Here is a 25,044-nt window from a genome sequence, read left to right on the forward strand (position 1 = left end):
CGGGGAGGCGTGTCGACATGACCTCGAAATGGTTCTGGCTAATGGCGCTGGCGACCCGGAAGCTGTGGCTTCAGGCGGTGCTGTTCGCCTTCGTTTCGGTCGTGGCGGCGCTTGCCGGTCTTGCCGTCGCCCAGTTCCTTCCCGAGGTTTTCGGGCAGCGGATCGGGGCGCAAGCGGTGGACGAGATCCTCACGATCCTCGCCTCGTCGATGCTCGCGGTGACCACGTTCTCGCTTTCGGTCATGGTGCAGGCCTATTCCGCGGCCTCGGCGAGCGTCACGCCGAGGGCCACGCAGCTCCTGATCGAGGATCGCACGACGCACACGGTGCTCGCGACCTTTCTCGGCGCCTTCATCTTCGCGCTGGTCGGGCTGATCGCACTCAAATCTGGGCTCTATGACGAGAGCGGGCAGGTTGGGCTCTTTGCCGTCACGCTCGCGGTCGTGGCGGCGGTGGTCATGACGGTGATGCGCTGGATCGAGCACCTGACCCATTTCGGACGGGTCCGGGAGACGACCGAGGCGGTCGAAGCGGCGGCGGCGCGGGCGATGAAGGAGCGGCGGGGAGCGACGTTTCTTGGCGGTCATGCGTTGACCGATCCCGGCCGGGTGCCGAAGGGCGCGCGGCCAATCCTTGCGACCCAGACGGGCTATGTGCAGCATGTCGACAGTGCCGCGCTGTCCGCTTGCGCCGAGGCTTTCGGGGGCGAAGTCTACCTCGAGGCGCAGCCCGGGACCTTCGTCCATCCGGCCCGCCCGCTCGTCCGCGTCTCGGGGTTCGAGGATCCCGAGGCGGCGTCCGCGCGCGTCCGCGCCGCGTTCACGGTGGCCGATCGCAGGAGCTTCGACAACGACCCGCGCTTCGGGCTCTGCGTCCTTACCGAAATCGCTTCCCGCGCGCTGTCGCCCGGCGTCAACGACCCCGGCACGGCGATCGACGTGATCGGGCGGGTGCTGAGGCTCCTCGCGTTATGGGCCGAGCCGCAACCGGCCGAGGAGGTGCGTTATCCCCGGCTCTGGGTGCCTCCCCTGAAGCCGGACGACCTTCTGGACGATTCGCTCGCACCCATCGCCCGAGATGGCGCCGCGCTGATCGAGATCCAGATCCGCGTGCAGAAGGCGCTTCTGGCGCTGGCGCAGATGGCACCCGGGGTCTTTGGCGAAGCCGCGGCCACCGAGGCGCGGCGGGCGCTTGAACTCGCCGTCGCGGCTCTCGTTCTCGATAGCGAAAAGGAGCTTGTCGCCGGGCTTGCCGGTGAGGTGGCGAAGGCGGCGCGGGAGGCTTGATCTGGATCATGGTGTCCGAACGGCGGCTTTCGGATGCTCGGACCGTGGACTTGGGAGAGGACGCCACGATGTTCGGAGCGAAAGCCATCAACCGGCATGCCGCGCTAATGAACCGAATGGGGGAGGAGCTTGGACTGGACCTCAACGAGGCCCTGGCCGACGGGACCCTGCCGGTGGAGACCTGGCGCGGCGCGGTGGTTCGCTGCACCGGCTGTTCCGATCCCGAAGACTGCCAGCGCTGGCTGGCCGACCACGCGGAAACCGGCGCTGAGGAGGCGCCCGGCTACTGCCGGAACCGGGGGCTGATGGAGAGCCTGCGCGCGGTCGCCGCGCGCAGGGAGGGAGCAGAGAAATGACGATCATGATGGCGGGAAACGCCGACGCGATGCCCTTCTGGTTGACGCACGGACTGGCACGACGGCTGGGGCTCAGACTTTCCGGCGCATTGCGCGAGGGGGTCCTCACTCGGAACGATCTGGCGGAGATGGTGGAACGTTGTGGCAGCTGCGATTCGCAGAGATGTTGCCTGGACTATCTCTCGGAACGCCCTGGTGCCCCCAAGGCGCCTCCGGGCGAGTGCGCCAATGCGGCGACGCTCGCGGAACTCGCCGAGCTTCAATAGGACAAGCCGCTGGTGTGCGGACTTTCCCTTGCGTAGCCTTGCCTGAGGGGCCGGAAGAGGGATCGCGATGTTCCGTTTCTTGCGCAACGAGGGCCGGCGCTTTGCCAACAACGTGATCTGGTCGATCGCAGGATGGCGGGCTGCCTGGGCGACAGAAAAGACGTTGCGGCAATGGACGATCGTGAACGTCCTTTCGGCGACGCTGGCATTCGTCCTTGACCTGACGGCGGGCGAACGCGCCCTGATCCTCGCGCTGGGGCTCCTGCTCCTCGCGGCGGAGCTTCTCAACACCGCGATCGAGGAGGTCGTGGATTACGTCTCGTCCGCCGAACACCCCCGTGCGAAGAAGGCCAAGGATTGCGGCAGCGCGGGCGTCGCTCTCACGGCGCTTGCGGGCGGGGTGGCCTGGGCCGTCGTGCTGATCGGGTAGGCATGGGATCTGGACGGTCGACAGCGGCAACGATGCGTCAAAGGCATTCGCGGAGCCAGCGCTCATTTCGCGCTAACCTTGCCGAAAATGTGGAAAAATCCTCGCCGATTTGATCCGGGACAAGGTCCCGGTGGCGCTGCGTGTCTAATTTGCTAAGGTACTAGGCAAACAAATCCGAGGGAGGAAGTAACGATGAAGGACATCAGATCCGCCGCACTGATCCCGGCCGTGGCTGCGATCCTCGCGGCGACGCCTGCGCTTGCACAGGATACGGAACTCGGCAAGGAGATCTACCTCGACCGCTGCTCGGTCTGCCACGGCGCTGAGGGCGGTGGTGACGGGGTTGTGGGCGAATTGCTGGCGCGGCGGCCGAAGAACCTGAAACTCCTGGCCAAGGACAATGGCGGCGAATTCCCCTTCGAGGCCGTTTACCAGTCGATCGACGGACGCAGTCTGATCGCGGGTCACGGCAATCCGGACATGCCGATCTGGGGTGAGTTCTTCATGACCCAGGCTCTGGAGGACCGGGCGGTCAACCCGAAGGACGCGCGCCACGTGGTCGAGGGGCGGATCCTGTCGGTCGTCTATTTCATCGAGTCTCTCCAGGTGACCGAGTAAGCAGCGGAAGAAACCGGGGGGTTGCACTCTCCGGGCCATTCCTCGCTCAAATCCGGGCGTCCGTCATGGGGCGGACGCCCGGACATGTTTTCAAGCCGCGTTGCGGTAGAGGTTGATCGCGAACGTCACCGCCCCGAGGAGAATGGCGAGTTCGGCAACTGGCATAACCGGCCCGACGGTGGCCTCGGCCACGCTGCCGCTCATCATGAGAAAGAGCAGCGCCAGCAGGATCAGTGCGCCCGCCTGGTGAAGCCAGAAATGCGCTTTCGCCAGAGACGAGCCGGCGAGCTGCGGGACCATGACGTAGGCGAGCCCGAAGATCGTCATCAGCGTGAAGCCCAGCAGGTTGATATGCGCATGCACTGGCGCGAGCGTGTGGTTGCCCGATCCGCCCATGTACATGCCCAGAAGAATACCCACGATAAGATACAAAGAACCCGTCACCAGAAACGCGCGGGAGATGTTCATTTCCTGTCCCCTTGGTGTTGCGCGGACGTTCTGTCCGCGCGCGGAGGATAGTCATCTCCCGCGACAAATTGCCACATATTTCGGCAGCTTGGCCGGTGACGGTCAAAGAGTTTTGTGCGAGCCGTCGCAATAGGGTTTGTTGCCCGAATGCTTGCATCCGCAGAGCCAGGCCTTGCCGGTCTTCTTCGCCTCGAATTTCACCGGCCTGACGCTGGTTTCCCTGTGGGAGCCGTCGCAGAAGGGCTGGGTCTTCGACCGGCCGCAGGCGCACCACAGGTAGGTCTTTCCCTCCTCGAGCTCTACCGGGAAGGATCCCTTCTGGGCGATGATCGGGGCGTCGGACATGGCGTTCTCCTTGCGATTGCCGGGCGCAACCTAGAACTGCCCGGGCGGCCGTCAACGGACCGATCCAAGCTCATGCGCAGAAGCCATGTGCGTCTTCAGACGACGCGTCCCCAGAGGTCGTATTCCCCCGCCTCGTCCACTTCGACGGTGACGATGTCGCCGGGCTTCAGGTTCTCGAAACCCTCGTCGATGAAGAGGTTCCCGTCGATCTCGGGAGCGTCGGCCTTGGTCCGGCAGGTCGCGCCTTCCTCGTCGACGGAGTCGACGATGACCTCCTGACGGGTGCCGACCTTGGCGGCGAGCTTCGCCTCGGAAATTGCCTGCGCCCTTTCCATGAAGCGATGCCAGCGTTCCTCCTTGACCTCGTCGGGGATGTGGTCGGGCAGGTCGTTGGCGCGGGCGCCCTTGACGTTCTCGTACCGGAAGCAGCCGACCCGGTCGAGCTGCGCCTCGTCGAGCCAGTCGAGGAGCGTCTGGAACTCCTCCTCGGTCTCGCCGGGATAACCGACGATGAAGGTCGAGCGCAGCGCGATATCCGGGCAGGCCGCGCGCCAGGCGGCGATCTCGTCCAGCGTTTTCGCGGCCGCGGCGGGGCGCGCCATCCGTTTCAGCGTATCCGGGTGGGCATGCTGGAACGGGATGTCGAGATAGGGAAGCACCAGCCCTTCGGCCATGAGAGGGATCAGGTCGCGCACATGCGGGTAGGGGTAGACGTAATGGAGCCGCACCCAGGCGCCGAGCGACCCGAGGTCGCGGGCGAGGTCGGTGATGTGGGCCCGGTGGCCCTTCGCCTCGGCGTGCTTCAGGTCCACGCCGTAGGCCGAGGTGTCCTGCGAGATGACGAGAAGCTCCCTCACGCCTGCTTCGACCAGTTTTTCGGCCTCGCGCACGACGGCATGGGCGGGGCGGGAGACGAGTCGGCCGCGCATGTCGGGGATGATGCAGAAGCGGCACTTGTGGTTACAGCCCTCGGAGATCTTGAGGTAGCTGTAGTGGCGCGGCGTCAGCTTCACGCCCGAGGCGGGCAGAAGGTCGACGAACGGGTTCGGCGCGGGCGGCACCGCCTGGTGCACCGCGTCCAGCACCGCCTCATATTGCTGCGGCCCGGTCACGGCGAGCACCTGCGGGTGGGCGCCGGTGATGTAGTCCGGTTCCGCCCCGAGGCAGCCCGTCACAATCACTCGGCCGTTCTCGGCCAGCGCCTCGCCGATCGCTTCGAGGCTCTCGGCCTTGGCGCTGTCGAGGAAACCGCATGTGTTCACGATCACCGCGCCCGCGCCCTTGTAGTCGGGTGAAATGGCGTAGCCCTCGGCCCGGAGCCGGGTGAGAATCCGCTCGCTGTCCACGAGCGCCTTGGGGCAGCCGAGCGACACCATGCCGATCACCGGCTGTCCTTCACGCGGGGGGGCGTCGAAGACAGGTGCTGGGGCAAGGTCAGGGCGGAGATTGGGCGGGTTTTGCGACATGGTCGGCATATAAACGCGCGAAGGCCCCGCGAAAAGACCCCGCATGAATCGGCATGCCGCGCCGCGGCGATGAATTTCCTACCCCAAATTCAGAAATTCTGATTTCATGATGGGTATCACGTTGCAGGCGTCGGCGGGCCACTCCCCCGAAATGCACGGGGAAGACTGTCTGGCCAGGCGGCGCTCCGCGAATAAGGGGAGGAGTCTGGACATGTTGAGAAGAACGACGTGCGAGGGGGCACTGAAGGCGGCCCTCGCATTCACGGTGGCCGGAATCGCGACGCCGGCCATGGCGACGGAAGGCTACTTCGCCTTGGGCTACGGCCCGGTTCAACGCGGTACGGCGGGGGCGGGCGTCGCCGCGCCGGCCGGCGACGCGATGGCCTCGGCCCTGAACCCGGCGGCAGTGGCGGGCCTCGGGCGGGAACTCAGCATGGGGATCGAACTCTTCGCGCCCGATCGGGGGTACGAGGCGACCGGGACGACGATGGTCGCGCCGGGATCTTATCGCAGCGGTCACAGAGTATTCCCGATCCCGAACTTCGCCTACAACCTCCCGCTTTCCAACGGCCACGTGCTGAACTTCGCAGCCTACGGCAACGGCGGGATGAACACGAGCTATTCGGATCCGATCTTCGGCGAAGCTCCGGCCGGTGTCGACCTGGCGCAGCTATTCCTCTCGGCGACCTATGCCGGGGAAACCAACGGGATTTCCTGGGGTATCGCGCCCACGCTTGCGATCCAGTCATTCCAGGCGCGCGGTCTTGGCGCCTTCGCCGGGATGTCGGTGGATCCGACAGCGCTAAGCAACAATGGCCATGATTTGTCCTGGGGTGTCGGTCTTCGCGCCGGCATCCAGGCGGAAATCGCGCCGGGCGTCCGGGCGGGTATCTCCGGCCAGACCAAGTTCAACATGACAAAGTTCGACAAGTACGCGGGTCTCTTCGAGGGCGGCGGCGATTTCGACATTCCGGCCTCGATCACAGCCGGCCTCGCCTTCGATCCGCGGCCCGATACGACGGTCATGTTCGACTACCAGCGCATCTTCTATTCAGGCGTTCCCGCCGTGAGCAACGCGACCGACGCGGGCCCGTTGGGTGCCCCCGGCGGCGCGGGGTTCGGCTGGGACGACGTGGACGTGCTGAAGATCGGTGTCGAGTGGCGCAAATCCCCGCAGATGACCTGGCGCTTCGGCTATGCCTATGCCACCAACCCGATCGGGGCGGAGGACGTCTTGCTCAACGTCATCGCGCCGGGCGTGGTGCAGCATCATTTCACCGCCGGCGGGTCGTGGCAATTGAACGCCAGCGACAGGATCGATTTCGCGGCGGTCTGCGCGTTGAACAACTCGGTCACCGGGGCCGTGCCGCCCGGTGAGGTCACGATCGACATGGACCAGATCGAACTCGCCGTGGGCTGGACGCGGAGGTTCTGACGGGCATTTCATGCCGCGAGAAAGAGAAGGGGGCCGATGATGGCCCCCTTTTTCGTAGGTCGGTCGTCTTCCGGCCGGCGGTCGGCCCGGCTGCGTCGCGTTACCTGCGACGATCGCGCCGTGCGCTCATCGGCTGGAACGCCACGCCGACATGCGCCTCGCAATAGGGCTTGCCTGCTTGCGCGGGCAGGCCGCAGAACCAGAAATCCTCGGTCGCCGGGTCGCCAATCGGCCATTTGCAGGTCCGTTCGGTCAGTTCCATGAGCGTCAGCTTGCGCGCCTTCTTCTCCGCCTCCCGGACCGTGGCCATCGCCTCGGGGCTGATCTCGCCCGCCGAGGGCTGCGGCGGAAGCGGTTGGCCGGCTGGCACGATAGGCTTACGCGCGGCCGGCGCCGTTTGCGGCGCGGGGGCCGGCGCTGCGGCCGGGCGCTGCGGAGCCTCCGCGCGCTGCGGTTCACGCGCGGGCTTCTCCGGCGCAGCGGTTGCCGGTTCGGCGGCGGGACGTTCCGGTTCGGCCTTGGCTTTCGCAGGTTCCGCCTTCGCGGGCTGCGGAGCGCCGGCCACGCGGTTCGACAGGCCAAGGCGGTGCACCTTTCCGATCACGGCATTGCGCGTCACGCCGCCCAGCTCCTTGGCGATCTGGCTCGCCGACTGGCCTTCGTTCCACATCCTTTTCAGCGTCTCGACGCGCTCGTCGGTCCAGGACATTTCTGACCTTTTCGGGGTTGGCCGCCACGGCCGAGAGGGCGTGGCGCGCGGGTCTTGTATCGTTTCGCACGGCATTCTAGCCGGGAGCGTTTCAGATACAAGCGCATAGCCCGGATTTCAAGGTTGCCGGGCGGTTTCGGCGCAGGCTTCTTCCGAATCGAGGGCGTTCAGCGCCTGGGTCAGCTCCGCCTGCGCGGCCCGGATCGCTTCGTTGCCGGTTCCGGCCGGACTGATCGGCCGCTCGGCCACATGGACCTTCACGCGCGAGAAGGGCAGCGGGATTTCCATGTGATCCCAGCGCCGTGACAGCCTGAGCGCCGGGCGGGCCTCGAAGCTCACGGGCAGGGCGAAGGTGCCAAGGCCCGCGGCGATGCGCAGGGCGCCGGACTTCGCCTTGCGCCGGGGGCCAAGTGGGCCATCGACCGCGATCGCGGCGAAGCCGCCGTCGCGGCTGAGCGTGCCGACGAGGCGGCCGAGCCCCTCGTGGTGGCCGTCCCCTTGCGTGAGGAGGGCGCGGTTCCCGTAGCTTTGGGCGATACCGGCGATGACGCGGCCGCGCGGAGATCGGGAGGCGACGATCACCGCTCCACGGTTGCGACTGAAGAGGAAGAGCGGCACGTATTTCTCGTGCCAGAAGGCCAGCACGAAGGGCCGCCCCTCTGCCTGGACACGGTCCAGGCGGGCGATCTCGGCCCGGTCGACACGCAACGACGCGCCCCAGAGTCGCAGGAGGGTCGTGGCAAGAAAGACGACAATCCGCTGCCGCAGGCTGAGGCCGAGGCTATCGCCGTCGCCTGCCCCGGACAGGCTTGGGGCGGCGTCAGGTTTCATTTCCACCCGGAAGGACGGCTTCGCCCAGTGCCTGGACGATATTCCAGAGGATCTCTCCCTCTGCGACGACCACGCGCCATGCGCTGCTCCACTCGGCTTCGTCCCTTTCGCGTTCCGGTTCGTGCGCCGCGATGACGTCCCGGTAGAGCGCGAGCATGCGGTCGGCCATCACCTCGACCGAAAAGCTCTTCACGCGGTGCAGCGCCGCCTCGCGCATCGCGCCGTAGGTGGCGGCGTCCATCGCGGCGATCCGCCCCAGCGCCGCTGCGAAGTCCGCGTGGGATGCGTCTTCGGCAAGAAGGAAGCCCGTCTCGCCCTCCGCCACCGCTTCGCGCGCGCCCGGCGCGTCAAGCGCGACGAGAGGACACCCCGCCGCCATCGCCTCGCTCAGCACGATACCCTGTGTCTCGGAAAGGGAGGCAAAGGCGAAGACGTCAAGTGCGGCGTAGAAATCCGGGAGGTCGCTGCCCATCTGGATTCCCGTCAGATGTAGCCGCGATGCGAGGCCCTCGTCCTGGAACCGCGCCGCGATCCGGGGTTTCAGGTCTCCTTCGCCAGCGATCACGACATGGGCCATGGAATTGGCCTTCAGAAACGCAATCAGCGCTTCCGCCAGGTAGTCGAGGTTCTTTTCCGTGGCGAGCCGTCCGAGGTGGCCCGCGACGAAGGCGCCTTCCGGCAGGCCCAGCAGTCGCCGTGCCCGGGCGCGGTCGCCGCTCGCGAAATCCTCCAGAACGATGCCGGTGGGGATCACCCGAACGGGCCGCTTGACGCCCCTTTCGATCAGCATTTCGCGGATGCTTTCACTTGGCGCCACGACGGCATCGCAAAGGTTGCAGTAGCCGACGGCAAGGCTCCACATCGCCCTGCCAATTCGCTCCTTCGCGACGGTCAGGTTCCGTGCATAGAGGTCGAAGCGGGTGTGGTTCGTGTCGACGATCGGAATTCCACGCTGGGCCGCGACCCGAAGCGCCGTGTCGCCCAGAAGGAACGGATGGTGCGAATGCACGATGTCGGGCGCGAACGCGTCGATCTCGTCGCCTATGCGTCGGCTGAGGGGGATCGGGACGGAATAGTCAGATCCGCTCACTTGCTGAAACGCGGGGAAGCGCAGGACCCCTTCGCTGTCCTCCTCGCCGCCCTCGAAGGACGGCGCGACGATAAGAACGCGGTGACCCCGTTCACGGAGCGCGTTCGCCACCAGCGTCACGCTGCGTGCGACCCCGCCGACGTGAGGCAGGAAGGTGTTGGTGAACATCAGGATATTCATGAAGCCGTTCTCGGTACTCTCCCGTCCGTCTGACAGTCCCAACCTGTTCCGTGCTGCGCGCCCTTGCGTTGACCTGCATCAACGCAAGGGCGCGCCTCAGAGGCCAACATTAGTGCAAACTTCGCGGGAGGCACAGGATGGGGGGAACGACCGGGGCCGCTTCCGGCGCGAAAGGTCCGGAAGACCGCGCCGTGCCCGAGGAGAACCGCCGCATCGCCGGTATGCTGTCGGATTACGCCGACCTCCTCGATGAACAGGGAGAGGACGGCTTCCGCATCCGCGCTTACCGCGCCGCTTCCGAAACGGTCGGCGCCGAAACCCGCCCGCTTCGGGATATCCACGACGAGGGTGGGCAGGCAGCACTTGTCGCGATGCCCACGATCGGGAAGGGGATCGCCGGGGCGATCGCGGAGATGCTGAGATCCGGGCGCTGGGCGCAGCTCGACCGGCTCAAGGGCGAACTGTCGCCGGAAAAGCTCTTCCGCACGCTGCCGGGCATAGGGCCGAAACTCGCCGAGACCCTGGCGGACGACTACGGCCTTGAAAGCCTAGAACAGCTCGAGACGGCGCTGAGTTTCGGCACGCCGAAGATCGCCGGGATAGGGCCGCGAAGGCGCAAGGCGCTTCTGGCGGTTCTGGCGGACCGGCTCGGCCGGCCGCTGCAACGGCGCCGGGCCGAAGGGGTGTCGGAGCCGCCGGTGGCGATGCTTCTGGAGGCGGATGCGCTCTACCGCGACCGTGCGGCCGCGGGAAAGCTCAGGAAAATCGCGCCGAAGCGGTTCAACCCGTCGGGCGAGGCGTGGCTGCCGATCATGCATGCCCGCGAGGGCGACTGGCACTTCACCGTTCTCTACTCGAACACGGAACTTGCCCACAGGCTCGGCCGGACGGACGACTGGGTCGTGATCTACTTCCAGGAGGGCGAGGGGCCCGAAGGGCGCTGCACGATCGTCACCGAGACGCGAGGAGAGCTGGAGGGAAGGCGAGTCGTTCGCGGGCGCGAAGAGGACTGCGCAGAACATTACGCCGGAAGCGGCTGAGCCGGCGCCATGTGCAAGTGACGGCGCGGGGAAAGGCCAATCAAGGAACCGCTCATCGCCCCGGAAGACCCCATGGAATTCATGGCTTCGGCCCCCGTCGACCGATCACATAATGGCCCCAATCCCTGCTGGCCGGGCCTTATTGTCGCCCATATTGCGTGGTGTCTCAGGAGGTGTCGGAGTCCCCGTTCCGGGCTCGTGGCGCGGGCTCGCCACGCCCGGTCGACACTTGAGGTTAGGATGGCGTCCCGTTTTCCCATGCCGCATCTGGCGATCTTGCTGATCGCAACATCCCTGGGCCTTCCGGTGCCAGCCGTTGCGCAGGAAGTTCTGCTGAGAGGCAAGCAGAGTCAGCTGAACATCAGCGGCACGCTGGTTTCGGCCGAGGGCGGAATGTTCGTCGTCCGGACGGCGATCGGGGAATTCGAGATCGAACGGAAACTCGTGACCTGCGAGGGCTCCGGCTGTCCGAAACGGCGGGGACCCGCCTTTGCCCTCGATCTCGCCAGCGAGAGCAGTCTTGCCCGCGGATTGATCCCGATCCTCGCGGAGGGTTACGCGGCGAGCCTCGACGCGGAGGCGATCGCGACGGATGCGGCTGGAAATCCGGTTGATCCGGCGGCCGCCGGGCCCGGCGAGGACGGCAAGAGCCACATTGCGTTCGTTGACTACGACGGCCAGCCCGTTGCGCATCTGGGCATCCTCGAGGCCAACGGGATGGAGGCTGTCGAGGCGCTGGTGGCCGGCAGGGCATCGCTTCTGTTCCAGAACGAACGCGCCACCCGGAAGGCCCGTGCGATGGTTGCGGAGGCCGGTCTCGGCGACCTCGAGTCCCCCGATCAGGACCGGGTCATGGCGCTGGAAGGTTATGCGGTCGTCGTGAACCCGAAGAATGCAGTCGGCGCGATAACGATCGAACAGGCGGGCGACATTCTCGCGGGCCGGATCACGGACTGGTCCGAACTTGGCGGTGCCCCGGGGCCGATCAACGTCTATTCGCTTGCCGAGGGCATGGGTGCCTTCGATTCCATCAGCGAGGCGCTCCTGTCCGGCAAGGCGGCGGACCAGGATGCGGCGCGGATCATCACGCTTGCGCCCTCGTCCCGGATCGTTGCCGACACGGAGGAACTGACCGAAGCGGTGGCGAACGACGAGGCGGGCGTCGGCATCGTGAGCTACTTGAGCCGGAGCGACACGCGCCCGCTTCCGCTGACCAACGAGTGCGGCATGACGTTCTATGTCTCGCCCTTCACGATCAAGACCGAGGAATACCCCCTGGCCCGCCGCGTCCATGTCTACAGCCTCCCGCAGCCGGAGGGGCAGGCCCAGGCTTTCCTCGACTATCTCCTGGGCCCGGAGGCCGACGAACTCGTCCAGAGGGCGGGGCTCGTCGGGCGTGACGTGCAGTCCGAAATCCAGATCGACGCGACCGATCGGCTCGCCACAGCGGCGGCGGCGGCGACGGACCCCTACGAAAAGGGCCTGATGCAGGAACTGATCGACAAGCAGGGCCTCCATGAGCGCCTGACCACCACATTCCGCTTCGCGCCGGGCTCGGATGCGCTCGATCAGCGCGGCCAATACGAACTCGCGCGGCTCATCGCTTACCTGAAACAGCGTGCGCCCGCCGAGGTCGTCGCCGTCGGCTTCACCGATGACCGGGGGCTTTTCGACGCGAACCTCGCCGTGAGCGAACAGCGCGCCGGGCAGGTTATCCGGTGGATCGAAGCGGCAGCGGCGGAAGCCGGGATCGAGGGCATCCGTTTCTCCGCGGTCGGATACGGTGAAATTTCGCCCGTCGCCTGCAATTCCAGCCCGCGTGGGCGCGCAAGCAACCGGCGGGTCGAGATCTGGATCCGGTGAGCGTGGTCGAGGCGGCTCTCGTGAGACGTGGGGTGTTGAAGATGAAGAACTCCAAGGCGGCACTTCTGGGATCGCTTTCTCTTGCGGCGCTGATCCTGGCCGGCCCTGTCGGCGCGCAGGAAGTGCGGATCCTTTCCGGGGACGGCAGCATCGACATCACCGGAACGCTCCTTTCCGCCGAGGGCGGCCAGCTGGTTCTGTCGACGCCGATCGGGGAAATCACGGTCGACCAGAGCCTCGTCACCTGCCAGGGGGAGGCCTGCCCGGTCGTCAGGCAAGCCGACGTCGATTTCACCCTTTCCGGCCCGGCCGACGTTTCCGAGATGCTGGTGCCGGTCCTGTTCGACGGCTTCGCCGCGCGTCAGGAAGGCCACGCGGAGGTTCTGGACGAGGCGGGGGCGGCGGTCGCGGAGGCCGATATCGCGGGAACGATACGGCCCGGATCGGTGGTGCCCATTCAGGTTCATGACGAGACCGGCGCGGTAACCGCGCGGGTCGGCATCCGGGAAGTCGCGGACGGCGAAGGCTTCGGCCTTCTCGCGGCGGGCGAGGTCGAACTGGCCTTCTCGAAAGTGGCCGCGACGCCGGCGGATCTCCGAAATGTCAGGGACGCAGGCGGTGGTGACCTGACGAGCTTCGAACAGGAGGACCTCGTCGCGCTGGACGGTCTGACGATCATCGCCCATCCCGACAACCCGGTCCCGAGCCTCACGATGGCGGAACTTTCAGGCATCCTCGCCGGAGAGATCGTGAACTGGGCCGAAGTGGGCGGGCCGGACGCGCCGATCGGCATCTATGCGCATGCGGATGCGTCGGAGGACGTCGCGGCTCTCCTGCTCGATCCGGTGGAAAAGGCGCTGTCAGCCGCTGCGAAGGTCGTTGCCTCGGCCGAGGAACTCACCGCGGCAGTCAGTGCCGATCCTCACGGGATAGCCGTCACGGGGTTCCATCTGCGCCGCAATGCCCGGGCGATCCCGATCCGGGACGAATGCGGAGCCATCATTGCGGCCTCGCCCTTCACGATCAAGAACGGAGAATATCCGCTCGTGCGGCAGGTCACCGCCTATCGGCATGGGGCCGCAAGCGACGTCGCGAACGAATTCGCCGGTTTCCTCGACAGTCCCGCACTTGACGGCCTGGTCGCGAAATCGGGCTTCATCGACCTGTCGATCGTGCCCGAGGGGGAGGCTTATGCCGCAGGACGTATCGAGGCACTGCGGACCACGCCCGTCGAGCCCGCCGCACAGGAACGGCTGGCTGCGCTTGTTCCCGAACTCGAACAGGTCGAGCGTCTGTCCACGACCTTCCGCTTCCCGCCGAAATCCAGCGTTCTCGACAATCGTGCCCGCCGGGACCTCATCAGGCTTGTCCGCCATGTCGGCAAGACCAAGCCCTCGAAGCTCTATGTCGTCGGGTTTGCCGATCGTGGTGGCTCGTTCAAAGTGAACCAGCGGCTGGCGCAGGAACGCGCTACACAGGTGGCGGCCGAGATCGCGGCGGCCGCGACGGGCGGAGAACTGGATGGTGTCGCCGTTGAAGTGCAGGCCTACAGTGAGCTGCTTCCGGTGGCCTGCAACGAGACATTCGAGGGCCGCTCCATTAACCGTCGTGTCGAGATCTGGGTGAAATAGGCGACCCCGGCGGCCGCCTGAAGGTTATGGCGGCACTCGGAAAACACTCAAAAATTCAATGTCTTGAAGCTCGCTTCACGTCAGAAAGCTCCGGGACTTCGCGGGCCCCTGCCTCATTGTTGGCATTTTTTGAACAATAAATTGTATCGGTTTCCTGCAATAAGGGGACGGGTAATTACGGCCTTGGCGGCGCAAGCCGATTCTCGGTCGTTTTCACAGTGGGGGTTGGTGTGCCTCGAGAATTCTTGGAGGAAGAGAAGCGCAGCTTCGCTGACGAGCTGAAGCCGGGGACGCAGCTCCTGCGCGGCCAGTACACGATCCTGAAGTTCCTCAACAGTGGCGGCTTCGGCATCACTTATCTGGCCCAGAACAGCCTCGATCGCGACGTTGTCATCAAGGAATGCTTCCCCGGATCTCTGTGCCGGCGGGAAGACCTGACCGTGACTCCGAGATCGCGCGCCCACATGCCTGAATACCAGAAGGTCGTGCGGCTCTTCGTCCAGGAGGCGAAGAGCCTCGCCAAGCTCATCCATCCCCACATCGTCGGTGTCCACCAGGTCTTCGAGGACAACGAAACCGCCTACATGGCGATGGACTATGTCGACGGTCGGGACCTGATCAAGATCATCGAGACGGACCGCGCCTCGATCACGCCGCCCCAGGTGATGGCGATGCTGCGCAAGCTCCTGGGCGCGGTGGGTTTCATCCACGAACACGGGATGCTGCATCGCGACATCTCTCCCGACAACGTGCTCGTCGACAGGAAGGGAGAGCCGATCCTGATCGATTTCGGTGCCGCGCGGCAGCAGGCATCGGCGATCGGCGGCAAGGCGCTGTCGGCGATGCGGGTCGTGAAGGAAGGCTATTCGCCGCAGGAATTCTATGTCTCGGGCAGCCTCCAGAACCAGTCGAGCGACCTCTATGGCCTCGGTGCGACTTTCTATCATCTCATCTCCGGTGAGGCTCCGCCCGACAGCCAGGCCCGCCTGGTCGCCATTGCCGAGGGGGGCAGGGACCCCTACGTTCCGCTCGCCGGGCGTGTTTCGGGTTATCCCGACAATTTCCTCTCCGCGATCGACAAGGCTCTCAGGGTTCTGCCGAAGGACCGGCTGCAATCCGCGCAGGAGTGGCTCGACCTGATCGACACGCGGCCCGGTCTGAAGGTCGTAGCGCTGAGAGATCGCAAGGACATCGGCGCGGCGCGTTCGGAGCCTCGGTCGAAACAATCTGGCAGCCCGGAGCCGGCGGCAACCGCGGAAACGAAGAAGGTTTCAGCGCGCCCGCCCGTGGCGGAGGCCGCAGAGACAAAGGCCAAGATGCCGGCCCGCGACGCGCGTCAGGCTGCCGGGAATGGTGCAGCGAAGCCGGGGAAGGACGAAGCCGATCCGCGGTCCATCGCGGCGACCCTGACGCCCACGTCTGGCCGGAAAGGCGCGAAGAACCGCGCGGCCCTTCTTGCCGGGGCGACGGCGCTGGTCGCATTGTCGATCGCCATCACCGTCTATCCGAAGCTGCAGTCCGTCGAGGCGGTCGCGGTCGCCGTACCGTCGGTTGCGCCGCAGGCAGCCGTGACGGGTCCGGCAGCCGCGCCGTCCGCAGCGATCCCCCAGGAGGGGCCGAGTGCGGTGGCGGAACCTGAAGTGGCCGCCGCGGCGGCGCCCCCCGAAGCGGCCCCGCAAACCCCCGAATCCGGATCGGCCCAAGGCGCGTCCGCCCCGCAGATTTCCGCGGCAGAAGCCTTCAATCTCGTTCCCGTCGTGGCAGAGGTGGCGGCGGTCAAGGAGGTGGCGAGCACCGTCCCTGCGGAGCCCGCACGAAAGCCCGTCGTCGAAAGGGTCGTCGGCACCGAGCCGGAAGCAAATGCTCAGGTGGAGCCGGAGACCAGCGTCGACGTTTCGGCAAACCAGATCGCCGAGGCCACCTGGAGGGTCGCGCTGCCGTTCGAGACAGCCCCGACGGCCATCGCGGGCCGCAGCTTTCCCCAGATCACCGCAGTGAAACCCGACGCGTCGGCAGACGAGGTCAACGCCTGGATTGCAGATGGCGCCGTGATCTTTGCCGTTGCTGGCAGCTTTGTTTCCGGCGAGGGCGAAATCGTCGAGATCCTGAGCGGCCTGGCCGGCTCCGGCGCGGAGGAGTTCCTCTATGTGCCGCTGCGGATCAAGGACGAGCCTTCGGGGCCTTTCCGCGAAGTGACGCTCGCGGTTACGAACGCGCGGCACGTGGAACTGGTGAACGGTGTGAACTTCGAGGTGCGCGCGGCCTCCGGTGGCTGGCGGACCACGGTATCCGCTGTCGCGGAAGAGACCGAGGGCGGGCTTCGCGTGGGCGATGTCATTCTGGCCGACGCGCAGACGGGCGAGGGGCTCGACGGTCCCGATGCCATCGAAGCGTTGATCGGCCAAAGGGCGCGGGCGCTGCAAAGCGCGGTGATCTTCGACGTGGAGCGCGACGGTGCCCCCGTCAGGGCAGCGATGGCGCTGTCGACAAAAGGACAGGTTTCGAAGTGAACCGAAGACGGGCAGTGAAAATAACCGAAGGACCGGAAGGCGATGGCGGATCCCTCCGGGAAACGGACAGAGGCGAAGGGTGAACGCAAGATGTCGGTGATGCAGAGACTGTTTGCCATCAGCCGGGGCCGAACGGCTTCGACCGGCCGTGGCGAGAAACATTTCGATTGGATCGAGCCGGAAGCGGAAGATGCCGTTTCTCCGGACCTGGACGAGCTTCGGGCCCCGAAGGCGGCGAAAGTCGTGGACGAACCCGTGGCGCGCGAGGTCCAGGCAGAGGCCGTCAGACCTTCGGTGTCCGAAGAGCCCGACAACTACGACGAATCAGCGGCCTCCATAGCGGCGGCAGTCTTCGCGGAACTCTCTCCGTCCGAGGAAGCGAGGGCCGGGGTGGAACGCGCTGAACCGACGGAAACCGCGCCGCCTTCCGCGCCTGCCGAGGGTCCGAAAAGCATCTTCGCCTTCGAAATCGCGGATGAGGCAGAGGCTCAGGAGCCCGAACCGGAGGCGCTGGGTGTTCCGGAAGAAGCACCCAGCATGTGGAGCCTCGTGACGGAAGAGGCGGAAGCCGTCGCGCCGCAGCCCGAGCCCGAGGCGCCCGCTGAGGATGCGGTCCGGCCGGCCTCGGCCCGGCGCCGGTCCCTCCGCGTGAAGACGCGGCTTCTCGGCTTCGACCATTCCAACGGCGAGAGCGATGACATCCACCTGAGCGGCACGCCAAACGGCCCGGAGGCGGTGGGCCAGCTGTTTCCGGTTGGCTGGATCGTGGTCGTGCGGGGGCCGGGCAAGGGCAAGTCGTTCGCCCTTCAGCCGGGCGTGTCGCAGATCGGGCGGGACGAGGAGCAGGCCATCCAGCTCGACTTCGGCGACCTCAGCATTTCCCGGACCAACCACGCCGCCATCGCCTTCGACGAGGAGGAGCGGAAATTCTACATCGGCCACGGCGGCAAGTCGAACCTCGTGCGCCTCAACGGCCGCCCGCTTCTCAGCACCGAGCCGGCGAAGAACGGCGACATGATCCGGATCGGTGAAACGACTTTGCGTCTTGTAACCCTTTGCGGCGAAGGCTTCACTTGGGCTGACGAGGAGAAAGATTCCGAGCCCGCAAAAGGTTGATATGAATTATGATGTTGCCACGGCCCTGAGCAGGGGCCAGCGCGATTACCAGGAAGACGCGGTGATCGCAGATTTCAGTGTTGGTGCCGATTTCGGCTTTGCCGTGCTTGGTGACGGCATGGGCGGCCATGCCGCCGGCGACGTCGCGAGCAAGATCGTCGTGACAGAGGTCTTCGCCGAACTGAAGTTTCAATCCGGCGCCCCTGAGGTGTTCGAGGGGGCGGTCGCTGACATGCTCCTGAGTGCGGCGGAGACGGCCAATGCGGCGATCGCCGCCCAGGTGGCGGAGGACTCTTCGCTGCACGGGATGGGCTCGACGCTGGTCGCGCCGGTGATCTTCAAGGACCGGCTTTACTGGATTTCGATCGGCGACTCGCCGCTTTACCTTTACCGCGATGGCACGCTGCGGCAGATCAACGAGGATCACTCGATGGGGCCGCAGATAGACCTCATGGTGAAGACCGGCCAGCTTGCGCCCGAACTCGCGCGCGACCATCCAGACCGTAACTTGCTGCGATCGGTCGTGATGGGGGCCCGGATTTCCATGATCGACTGCAAGCCGATGCCCACGAAGCTTCTGCCCGGCGACACCGTCATCGCGGCGAGCGACGGGATCCAGTACCTGACGGACGAGGAGATCGTGCAAGTCCTTGCCGAGACCAAGGCGAAGTCGAGCGACGACACCGCGCGTGCGCTCCTCGCGGCGGTGAATGAGCTTGACGATCCCGAACAGGACAACGTTGCGCTTGTCGTCGTCAAGCTTTCCTCGAGTGGCTGAGATGACACGCAGGGCTGAAAAAGCGTCGTCACATCCTGCACTTGCAGCTTTGTGCGCCGTTCCGGCCTGTGGCAAGAAGAATGGGAACGAAGTCTCCGTGCGAGGAGGACTCGCCGCGGAGGAAGGAGTGGCATGATCCAGTTCCCGAGCGCCGAAGCGGAAATCGCGGGTCTCACGCGGTTCCTCTCGGATTCCGAGGGGCCCGCAGATTTGCGCGCCCGGGCCGAGAGGCTCGTGCTGAAGCTCTCACATCCGGTGCGGGTCGCGTTCCTCGGCCCGCCGTCATCCGGCAAGACGGAACTGGCTGGCTTCCTCGTCGGCGAGAAGCTTTCGTTGCCCGACGCGAACAGCGGGCACCGCCCGCCGCTTATCCTCAGCTATGCCGAAACACCTTCCGCGCGCGCCGGCTGGTGGGACGGAAAGGAACTCGCCGTGCCGCCGCGGGATCTGGGCGTCGCATACCGCGCGAGACCGGATTTCGTCGAACTGCGGCTTCCGAACCCAATCCTGAAGCTCATCAACTTCATCGACATGCCGGGGCTCGACAAGCTCCAGTGGCAGGCGGAACAGGTCCGCTGGACCGCCGCGCGGGCCGAGGTCCTGATCTGGTGCACGCATGCGGCCTGGGCCTGGAACGCCGAGGAGGATCAGCTTTGGTCGCTGGTTCCCCCAAAACTGCAGAAGTCGAGCCTGCTTGCCGTGACGCACACGGACGTCACGCTTGCGGTCATCACGCTCGACAAGACGCTCGAGCGGCTGCGCTCCATCGCCCTGCCGAAGTTCCGCGAGATGGTGACGATGGCGACGCCGGCGGCAGCGGCCGCTGCGCCGGGTGGGAGCGTGCAGGACGTCGCCGCCTGGGACGCTGCCGGAGGCCGTGCGATGGTCGGCAAGCTTCTTGCCGCCGCCCGCGCCGTCCGCGAGGCGGATATCGAGACGGCCCGCGCGTTTCTCGCCGAAGTCGCGATCCAGCCCTCCGAAGTGTCCGAGCTTGAGCCCGGGCTCGAGACGGCCTCGCCGCCGGCCAGCGCCGCCGCCGTTTTGCGGGACGATCTCCAACGCCGGCTCGACGACCTTGTGGCTCTCGCCTCGGAGGATGGCGAATTCCGAATGGAAGCTTTCCTCACACGCTCGGCCGAACTGGCCGAAGCGCTTGGCGAGGATCTCTCCGCACCCGGTGCCCTGACCGAAGAGGGAGCCTGGGTCCGCGACGAGATGAAGGCCGCCGCAGCCGAACTTGGTCACCTTCTGGAAAAGGGCGGCATGGCGGCCTGCCTGGACGCCGCGGGTATCATCCTGCAACTCGGCCGCGACCTCGGCTGGGCGTTGCCGCATCTGGAGGAGGGCTGAAATGTCGCTCGACAATGCGCTTTCGACGGCGCGGCAGGCGGTGGAGGGCTGCGATTTCGTGGGCTACGTCGACCTCGAGCTCGGCATGATGCTGGGGTTCAACGCGTCCGAGGAACCTTCGCAGGACTTCACGGAAAACCTCGCCGCAGGCGTGGTGAACTTCCTCGACAGTGGGCCGGCGGTGCAGATCGAATCCGATCTCCGCAGCGCGACGGGGACAGAGGCGGAACTCGCGCCCTATTTTCAGGACATCGTCGTCGGCGGGACCGATGGGTTGCATCTCTACCTGCGTCTGGAGAGCGAGCCGAACCATGTCGTCTGCTTCGTTTGCGGATTCGCGGCGGATCCTGCCGGGGCGCTGCATGCGGCCCGCGCCGCAGTCGCGGAATTCTCGGGTCTGGTCTAGGTGGGGGGTGAGCATGCGCAGACGGACCAGCCATGAGCGCCGCGTGAGGCCCCGCACGGACCGGGAGGCGACACAGTGACGGAACGCGCTACGATCAGGGAACTCCTTCTCGAAGCCAGCGAGGCCGCACGGCCCGGCCGGGACGCGGTTCGCGCGCTTGTCCCAACTCCGGAGGCCGGCCACCTCGGCGCGCTCATCATGGAGATCGGCGAAACGATCCTGCCGCGACGCCTGACGTTTTCCTTTGGCCGGGGAAGCGAGCTGTTCGTCGAGGCGGGCAACCGCAGGCTTCTCGGAATCGGCTTCTCCGGACGGGAGGCAGCGGAGCGTCTGGGCGTCGATGCGTCGCGCAGGTCGAAGGAACTTCAGAGCCTCTGCGAAATTCTGATTGGCTTCGTGGAGGACGGTTCCGGGAACGGTCTGGCCGTCCGTTCCGACCCGTCGTCCCTCTCCGAAGGCGCGGCGGCTGGCGCTGGCTTCTCTCTGTCCGAGATCGTGGATGCTCTTCAGGCAACGGAGTCCGAAGCCGAGCCGGCAGACGAAGCCGAGGCCGCAGAGGAACCGGAGGCGGAGGCCGCAGCGGCGCCCGAGACCGAGGTGGAACCCGAGCCCACGCTGGAGCCGGAAGAGGCGCCCGAAGCCGAGGCGGAGATTGAACAGGAGCCTGAGCACGCGACCGCGGAGGAAGTTGGACCCGAGGCGGAGCCCGAAGCCGCACCCAGCGAGGATGAGGAACTGAGGGCCGCGCCAGAGGAGGCGGCGGAACAGGAAGAACAACCGGAACCAATCGAGGAAGCCGAGCCCGCCGCAGAACCGGAAACCATGCCCGCGGCAGGCCTTGGCGAGGCGTTGTCGCGCCCGAGGGCGATGATCGAGGCCTGCGAGGATCACGCCAGTGTCGGCGCCATCGCCAGCATCGATGGCAAGGTGACGGCGCTCAGGGGCGACGAGGATGCGTTTCCAATCGGCAATATCGCGACGCAGGTCGCGCGGCAGGTCAGAATGAACAGTCCCTTCCTTGACGTGACCATGCCGGGCGAGTTCTTCGTTCTCATGGGCCCGCGGTCGGCTGACCTGCCTTCGCTCTGCTATTTCTCCGACGGGGAAGAAGTCATCGTCTCGACCGTCTCGCCGGAGGATCTGGACAGCGTGCTGTCCGGGGGGGCGCGGGAAGAGTGACCGGGCGCGCGGCGCGGGGTTGACCCTCGGCCCGGCCCGCAGCAAACCTTCGGCAGCGACGGCGCGGCGCCAGCCAGGTCCCGCCAGGAAGAACCGCTGAAGGGATAGCGACTTATGGCCAACCCGCTCTATGACGCGCTTTTCGGTCGCCACGAGGGGCGGCAGACGCCGTTTCTTCTGCTCGACGACGGGAAAACCGTTACCCATGCCGAGTTCCTCGCCCAAGCGGCGCGTTTCGCCGGGGAGGTCACGGCGCTCGGGCTCGAACCCGGCGACCGGCTGGCCGCGCAGGTGGCGAAATCGCCCGACGCGCTTGCCGTCTACGCCGCCTGTGCGCAGGCGGGCGTGATATTCCTGCCGCTCAACACCGCCTACACGCCGTCCGAAGTGTCCTATTTCGTCGAAGACAGCGGGGCGAAGCTGTTCCTCTGCGACCCGTCCAGCGAGGCCGCGCTCGCGCCGGTTGCGGAGGCGGCGGGCGCGACACTCAGGACCCTCGGGTCGAAGGGCGAGGGCAGCTTCGCCGAGGCCGCCGCGAGCCGTCCGCCGGAATTCCCGACGGTTGAGCGGCAGCCAGACGACCTCGCGGCCTTCCTCTACACCTCGGGCACCACCGGCCGGTCGAAAGGCGCGATGCTCACGCAGGCGAACCTTCTGTCGAACGCGGAAGTCCTGAAGGATTACTGGCGCTTCACGGAAGACGACGTGCTGCTGCACGCGCTGCCGATCTTCCACACGCACGGTCTCTTCGTGGCCACCAACATCATGCTGCTTGTCGGCGGGCCGATGATCTTCCTGCCGAGGTTCGACGCCGATGCCGTGATCCGCTGGCTGCCGATGGCGACGTCGATGATGGGCGTGCCCACATTCTACACCCGGCTTCTGGACGACCCGCGGCTGACGCGCGATCTGGTCGCACACATGCGCCTCTTCATCTCAGGCTCGGCGCCGCTCCTTGCCGATACCCACCGCCAGTGGGAAGCGCGCACGGGCCACAGGATTCTCGAGCGCTACGGCATGACCGAAACGAACATGAACACCTCCAACCCCTATGACGGGGACAGGCGGGCGGGAACGGTGGGCTTCCCGCTGCCGGGGGTGGAACTCAAGGTCACCGACCCGGTGACGGGCGCGGAACTGCCCAACGGCGAAATCGGCATGATCGAGGTCAGGGGCCCCAACGTCTTCAAGGGCTACTGGCAGATGCCCGACAAGACCAGAGAGGAGCTGCGCGAGAACGGATTCTTCATCACCGGCGACCTCGGGATGATTGACGCGGACGGCTACGTTCACATCGTCGGACGCGGCAAGGACCTGATCATCTCCGGCGGCTACAACGTCTATCCGAAGGAGATCGAGCTTCTGATCGATGAACAGGATGGGGTCCTTGAAAGCGCCATCATCGGCGTTCCGCACCCGGACTTTGGCGAGGCGGTGCTGGCGGTCGTCGTGCGGAATCCGGGGGCCGAGACCTCTGCCGAGGCGCTTGGCGCCGCGCTTTCAGGCAAGCTTGCGAGGTTCAAGCAGCCGAAGCGGATCGTCTTCGTGGAGGAACTGCCGCGGAACACGATGGGCAAGGTGCAGAAGAACATCCTTCGCAAGGACTACGAGGCCGCATTCAAGGGATAGGGCGGCGGCGGTGGACATCGCCGCGCTTCGGGGCGAACGTGGACGGAACGGCGAACAACAGGAGGGCGACATGGGTTTCCGGGCTTTGGTGGTGGAGAAGGATGAAGCGGGCGAGGTCCATGTCGGCGTCAAGCACCTGGACGAGGCGCAGCTTCCCGAAGGCGACGTGACCGTTGCCGTCGAGTATTCCACGGTGAACTACAAGGACGGGCTGTGCATGTCGCCTTCGGGCGGCGGGCTCGTCCGGAAGTATCCCCATGTGCCGGGCGTGGACTTCGCCGGGACCGTCGAAGCCTCGTCGGATCCCCGCTACACGGCGGGCGACAAGGTGATCCTGACCGGCTGGCGCGTGGGTGAGGTCCACTGGGGCGGTTACGCGCAGAAGGCGCGGGTGAAGGCGGACTGGCTCGTCCCGCTGCCGGGCGGCCTCACGACGCGGCAGGCGATGGCGGTTGGAACCGCCGGTCTCACCTCGATGCTCGCCATCGTGGCGCTCGAGGATCACGGGTTGAAGCCCGGGCAAGGGCCGGTCCTCGTGACCGGCGCCGCGGGAGGCGTAGGCTCGGTCGCCGTCGCGATCCTCGCACATCTGGGATACGAGGTCGCGGCAGTCACCGGGCGGCCGGAGACCGAGGAATACCTGCGCGGCCTTGGCGCCGGACTCATCGTCCCGCGTGCGGATCTGGCCGAGACGGTGAAGCGGCCGCTAGAATCCGAAACCTGGTCGGGCTGCATCGACGCGGTCGGGGGCGCGATGCTGGCGCGGGTCCTGGGTCAGATGAAATACGGCTCCTCCGTCGCTGCCGTGGGGCTCGCCGGCGGCGCCGGGCTTCCGGCCTCTGTCATCCCGTTCATCCTCCGGGGCGTCAACCTTCTTGGCATCGACAGCGTCAGCAAGCCCTACGAGGACCGCGTCCGCGCCTGGGGTCGGATCGCGCGCGAATTGCCGATGGACAAGCTCGAAGCGATGATCGAACCCGCGACGCTCCCTGACCTTCCCGCCCTCGGCGCGGCGATCCTGAAGGGCGGGGTCCGTGGTCGGGTCGTCGTGGACGTCAACGCCTGAGCCTCGGTGGCAATGAACCCGGTGCGCGGCATAATCCTGAAGGTCCTGTCCGTCGCGGTCTTCGTCGGAATGGCGAGCCTCATCAAGGCCACGGCGGATGAGATTCCGCCCGGAGAAAGGGTGTTCTTCCGCTCGGCCTTCGCCGTGCCCGTGATCCTCGTCTGGCTTGCATTCACCCGGAAACTCGGCGGGGGGCTGCGGACATCGAACCCGATGGGGCATATCTGGCGTGCCGTCGTCGGAACCGCGGCCATGGGCTTCGGCTTCGCCGGGCTCGGGCTTCTGCCTTTGCCGGAAGTCACGGCGATCGGCTACGCGGCGCCGTTGCTTACCGTCGTCTTCGCCGCGATGTTTCTTGGCGAAGAGGTGCGCGCTTTCAGGATCTTCACCGTCATGCTCGGGCTTGTAGGTGTCCTCATCATACTGTCGCCGCGCCTGACTGCGCTGGCCGACGAACAGGCCGGCGCGACGGAGGCGCTTGGCGCGATGGTGGTGCTGACCGGAGCGGTTTTCGCGGCCCTCGCCCAGGTCTTCGTCCGTCGCCTCGTCCACAAGGAAACGACCTCTGCCATCGTCTTCTACTTCTCGGTCAATGCCGCGATCCTGTCCCTCGTGACGCTGCCCTGGGGCTGGGTGATGCCGGCGCCGGGGACCGCGGTGATGCTTGTGCTCGCGGGCTTCCTTGGCGGGCTCGGGCAGGTCCTGCTGACATCGAGCTACCGCTACGCCGATACCTCGGTCATCGCTCCCTTCGAATATTCCTCGATGCTTCTCGCGCTCGGCGTGGGCTACTTCGTCTTCGATGAGGTCCCGACGCTCGTGATGCTGGGCGGCGCCGCGCTCGTGACTGCCGCGGGCATCCTCATCATCTGGCGAGAGCATTGGCTTGGGCTGGAACGCGCTCGTCAGCGGCGGTCCATGACACCGCAGGGTTGAGAGGCGGGGCGCGCGCAGTTAATCTCGCCGGAAGCCCCCTGCAGGACGGGGCGGGGCAAG

The 25,044-nt window shown here is 66.3% G+C and carries 24 protein-coding genes; 18 read left to right on the plus strand and 6 right to left on the minus strand.

Annotation, left to right across the window (positions count from 1 at the left end; genetic code table 11):
* Positions 1-17: 17 nt before the first annotated feature.
* The 5 genes from ABCN56_RS12540 (at position 18) to ABCN56_RS12560 (ending at position 2,956) form a co-directional block, all read left to right on the plus strand.
* A complete protein-coding gene (locus ABCN56_RS12540) occupies positions 18-1,286 on the plus strand; it encodes a DUF2254 domain-containing protein (protein ID WP_343081129.1) in 1,269 nt (422 codons plus the stop codon).
* A complete protein-coding gene (locus ABCN56_RS12545; protein ID WP_343081130.1) occupies positions 1,283-1,642 on the plus strand; it encodes a DUF6455 family protein in 360 nt (119 codons plus the stop codon). The genes ABCN56_RS12540 and ABCN56_RS12545 overlap by 4 nt, the downstream gene beginning before the upstream one ends.
* Positions 1,639-1,908 carry a DUF6455 family protein gene (locus tag ABCN56_RS12550; protein ID WP_343081131.1) on the plus strand — a complete coding sequence of 90 codons (270 nt, stop codon included), beginning with the start codon at positions 1,639-1,641 and terminating at the stop codon, positions 1,906-1,908. Before ABCN56_RS12545 ends, ABCN56_RS12550 begins: the two co-directional genes overlap by 4 nt.
* Before the next feature lie 67 nt (positions 1,909-1,975).
* Positions 1,976-2,338 carry a diacylglycerol kinase gene (locus ABCN56_RS12555; protein ID WP_343081132.1) on the plus strand — a complete coding sequence of 121 codons (363 nt, stop codon included), beginning with the start codon at positions 1,976-1,978 and terminating at the stop codon, positions 2,336-2,338.
* A gap of 192 nt (positions 2,339-2,530) precedes the next feature.
* Positions 2,531-2,956 carry a c-type cytochrome gene (locus ABCN56_RS12560; protein ID WP_343081133.1) on the plus strand — a complete coding sequence of 142 codons (426 nt, stop codon included), beginning with the start codon at positions 2,531-2,533 and terminating at the stop codon, positions 2,954-2,956.
* Positions 2,957-3,046: 90 nt separating this feature from the next.
* Here ABCN56_RS12560 and ABCN56_RS12565 read toward each other — a convergent pair whose 3' ends face one another.
* The 3 genes from ABCN56_RS12565 to rimO all read right to left on the minus strand — a co-directional run bounded on the left by ABCN56_RS12565 (position 3,047) and on the right by rimO (position 5,235).
* Positions 3,047-3,424, minus strand: coding sequence for a hypothetical protein (locus ABCN56_RS12565; RefSeq protein WP_343081134.1), 378 nt, complete (start codon positions 3,422-3,424; stop codon positions 3,047-3,049).
* 102 nt (positions 3,425-3,526) lie between these two features.
* A complete protein-coding gene (locus ABCN56_RS12570; RefSeq protein ID WP_343081135.1) occupies positions 3,527-3,769 on the minus strand; it encodes a CDGSH iron-sulfur domain-containing protein in 243 nt (80 codons plus the stop codon).
* A 95-nt stretch (positions 3,770-3,864) separates the two neighbouring features.
* Positions 3,865-5,235, minus strand: a complete 1,371-nt coding sequence (rimO, locus tag ABCN56_RS12575) for a 30S ribosomal protein S12 methylthiotransferase RimO (protein ID WP_343081136.1) — start codon at positions 5,233-5,235, stop codon at positions 3,865-3,867.
* 211 nt (positions 5,236-5,446) lie between these two features.
* Here rimO and ABCN56_RS12580 point away from each other — a divergent pair, with 211 nt between their 5' ends.
* The gene (locus tag ABCN56_RS12580) at positions 5,447-6,670 is read left to right on the plus strand and encodes an OmpP1/FadL family transporter (RefSeq protein WP_343081137.1); all 1,224 of its coding nucleotides are present in this window, start codon (positions 5,447-5,449) and stop codon (positions 6,668-6,670) included.
* 100 nt (positions 6,671-6,770) lie between these two features.
* On the opposite strand, the gene ABCN56_RS12585 is transcribed toward ABCN56_RS12580, so the two are convergent.
* The 3 genes from ABCN56_RS12585 to ABCN56_RS12595 all read right to left on the minus strand — a co-directional run bounded on the left by ABCN56_RS12585 (position 6,771) and on the right by ABCN56_RS12595 (position 9,480).
* A complete protein-coding gene (locus ABCN56_RS12585; protein WP_343081138.1) occupies positions 6,771-7,379 on the minus strand; it encodes a GcrA family cell cycle regulator in 609 nt (202 codons plus the stop codon).
* Positions 7,380-7,496: 117 nt separating this feature from the next.
* Positions 7,497-8,210 carry a lysophospholipid acyltransferase family protein gene (locus ABCN56_RS12590; RefSeq protein ID WP_343081139.1) on the minus strand — a complete coding sequence of 238 codons (714 nt, stop codon included), beginning with the start codon at positions 8,208-8,210 and terminating at the stop codon, positions 7,497-7,499.
* Positions 8,200-9,480, minus strand: a complete 1,281-nt coding sequence (locus tag ABCN56_RS12595) for a glycosyltransferase (protein ID WP_343081140.1) — start codon at positions 9,478-9,480, stop codon at positions 8,200-8,202. Before ABCN56_RS12595 ends, ABCN56_RS12590 begins: the two co-directional genes overlap by 11 nt.
* Positions 9,481-9,617: 137 nt before the next feature.
* Between ABCN56_RS12595 and ABCN56_RS12600 the strand changes: the two genes are divergently transcribed.
* The 12 genes from ABCN56_RS12600 (at position 9,618) to ABCN56_RS12655 (ending at position 24,984) form a co-directional block, all read left to right on the plus strand.
* A complete protein-coding gene (locus tag ABCN56_RS12600; protein ID WP_343081141.1) occupies positions 9,618-10,520 on the plus strand; it encodes a DNA-binding protein in 903 nt (300 codons plus the stop codon).
* A gap of 240 nt (positions 10,521-10,760) precedes the next feature.
* On the plus strand, positions 10,761-12,383 hold the full coding sequence (locus ABCN56_RS12605; protein WP_343081142.1) for a phosphate ABC transporter substrate-binding/OmpA family protein: 1,623 nt from the start codon (positions 10,761-10,763) through the stop codon (positions 12,381-12,383).
* Between the two features lie 41 nt (positions 12,384-12,424).
* Entirely contained in the window at positions 12,425-14,014 is a 1,590-nt protein-coding gene (locus ABCN56_RS12610; RefSeq protein WP_343081143.1) for a substrate-binding domain-containing protein, read from the plus strand.
* 245 nt (positions 14,015-14,259) lie between these two features.
* Positions 14,260-16,524, plus strand: a complete 2,265-nt coding sequence (locus tag ABCN56_RS12615; protein ID WP_343081144.1) for a serine/threonine-protein kinase — start codon at positions 14,260-14,262, stop codon at positions 16,522-16,524.
* 42 nt (positions 16,525-16,566) lie between these two features.
* On the plus strand, positions 16,567-17,640 hold the full coding sequence (locus ABCN56_RS12620; RefSeq protein WP_343081145.1) for an FHA domain-containing protein: 1,074 nt from the start codon (positions 16,567-16,569) through the stop codon (positions 17,638-17,640).
* 1 nt (position 17,641) lies between these two features.
* A complete protein-coding gene (locus ABCN56_RS12625; protein WP_343081146.1) occupies positions 17,642-18,418 on the plus strand; it encodes a PP2C family protein-serine/threonine phosphatase in 777 nt (258 codons plus the stop codon).
* A 132-nt stretch (positions 18,419-18,550) separates the two neighbouring features.
* Positions 18,551-19,768: a hypothetical protein gene (locus ABCN56_RS12630; protein ID WP_343081147.1), complete on the plus strand. Its 1,218-nt coding sequence runs from the start codon at positions 18,551-18,553 to the stop codon at positions 19,766-19,768.
* A 1-nt stretch (position 19,769) separates the two neighbouring features.
* On the plus strand, positions 19,770-20,174 hold the full coding sequence (locus ABCN56_RS12635) for a hypothetical protein (RefSeq protein WP_343081148.1): 405 nt from the start codon (positions 19,770-19,772) through the stop codon (positions 20,172-20,174).
* Between the two features lie 75 nt (positions 20,175-20,249).
* The gene (locus ABCN56_RS12640; protein ID WP_343081149.1) at positions 20,250-21,353 is read left to right on the plus strand and encodes a hypothetical protein; all 1,104 of its coding nucleotides are present in this window, start codon (positions 20,250-20,252) and stop codon (positions 21,351-21,353) included.
* Between the two features lie 114 nt (positions 21,354-21,467).
* Positions 21,468-22,982 (plus strand): malonate--CoA ligase, encoded by a 1,515-nt coding sequence (locus ABCN56_RS12645; protein ID WP_343081150.1) that lies wholly within the window; start codon positions 21,468-21,470, stop codon positions 22,980-22,982.
* Positions 22,983-23,052: 70 nt separating this feature from the next.
* Positions 23,053-24,048, plus strand: coding sequence for an MDR family oxidoreductase (locus ABCN56_RS12650; protein WP_343081151.1), 996 nt, complete (start codon positions 23,053-23,055; stop codon positions 24,046-24,048).
* Between the two features lie 12 nt (positions 24,049-24,060).
* On the plus strand, positions 24,061-24,984 hold the full coding sequence (locus ABCN56_RS12655) for a DMT family transporter (protein WP_343081493.1): 924 nt from the start codon (positions 24,061-24,063) through the stop codon (positions 24,982-24,984).
* Positions 24,985-25,044: the final 60 nt, after the last annotated feature.

This window comes from Ostreiculturibacter nitratireducens, assembly GCF_032670585.1.
GTDB classification, from domain to species: Bacteria; Pseudomonadota; Alphaproteobacteria; order Rhodobacterales; family Rhodobacteraceae; genus Ostreiculturibacter; species Ostreiculturibacter nitratireducens.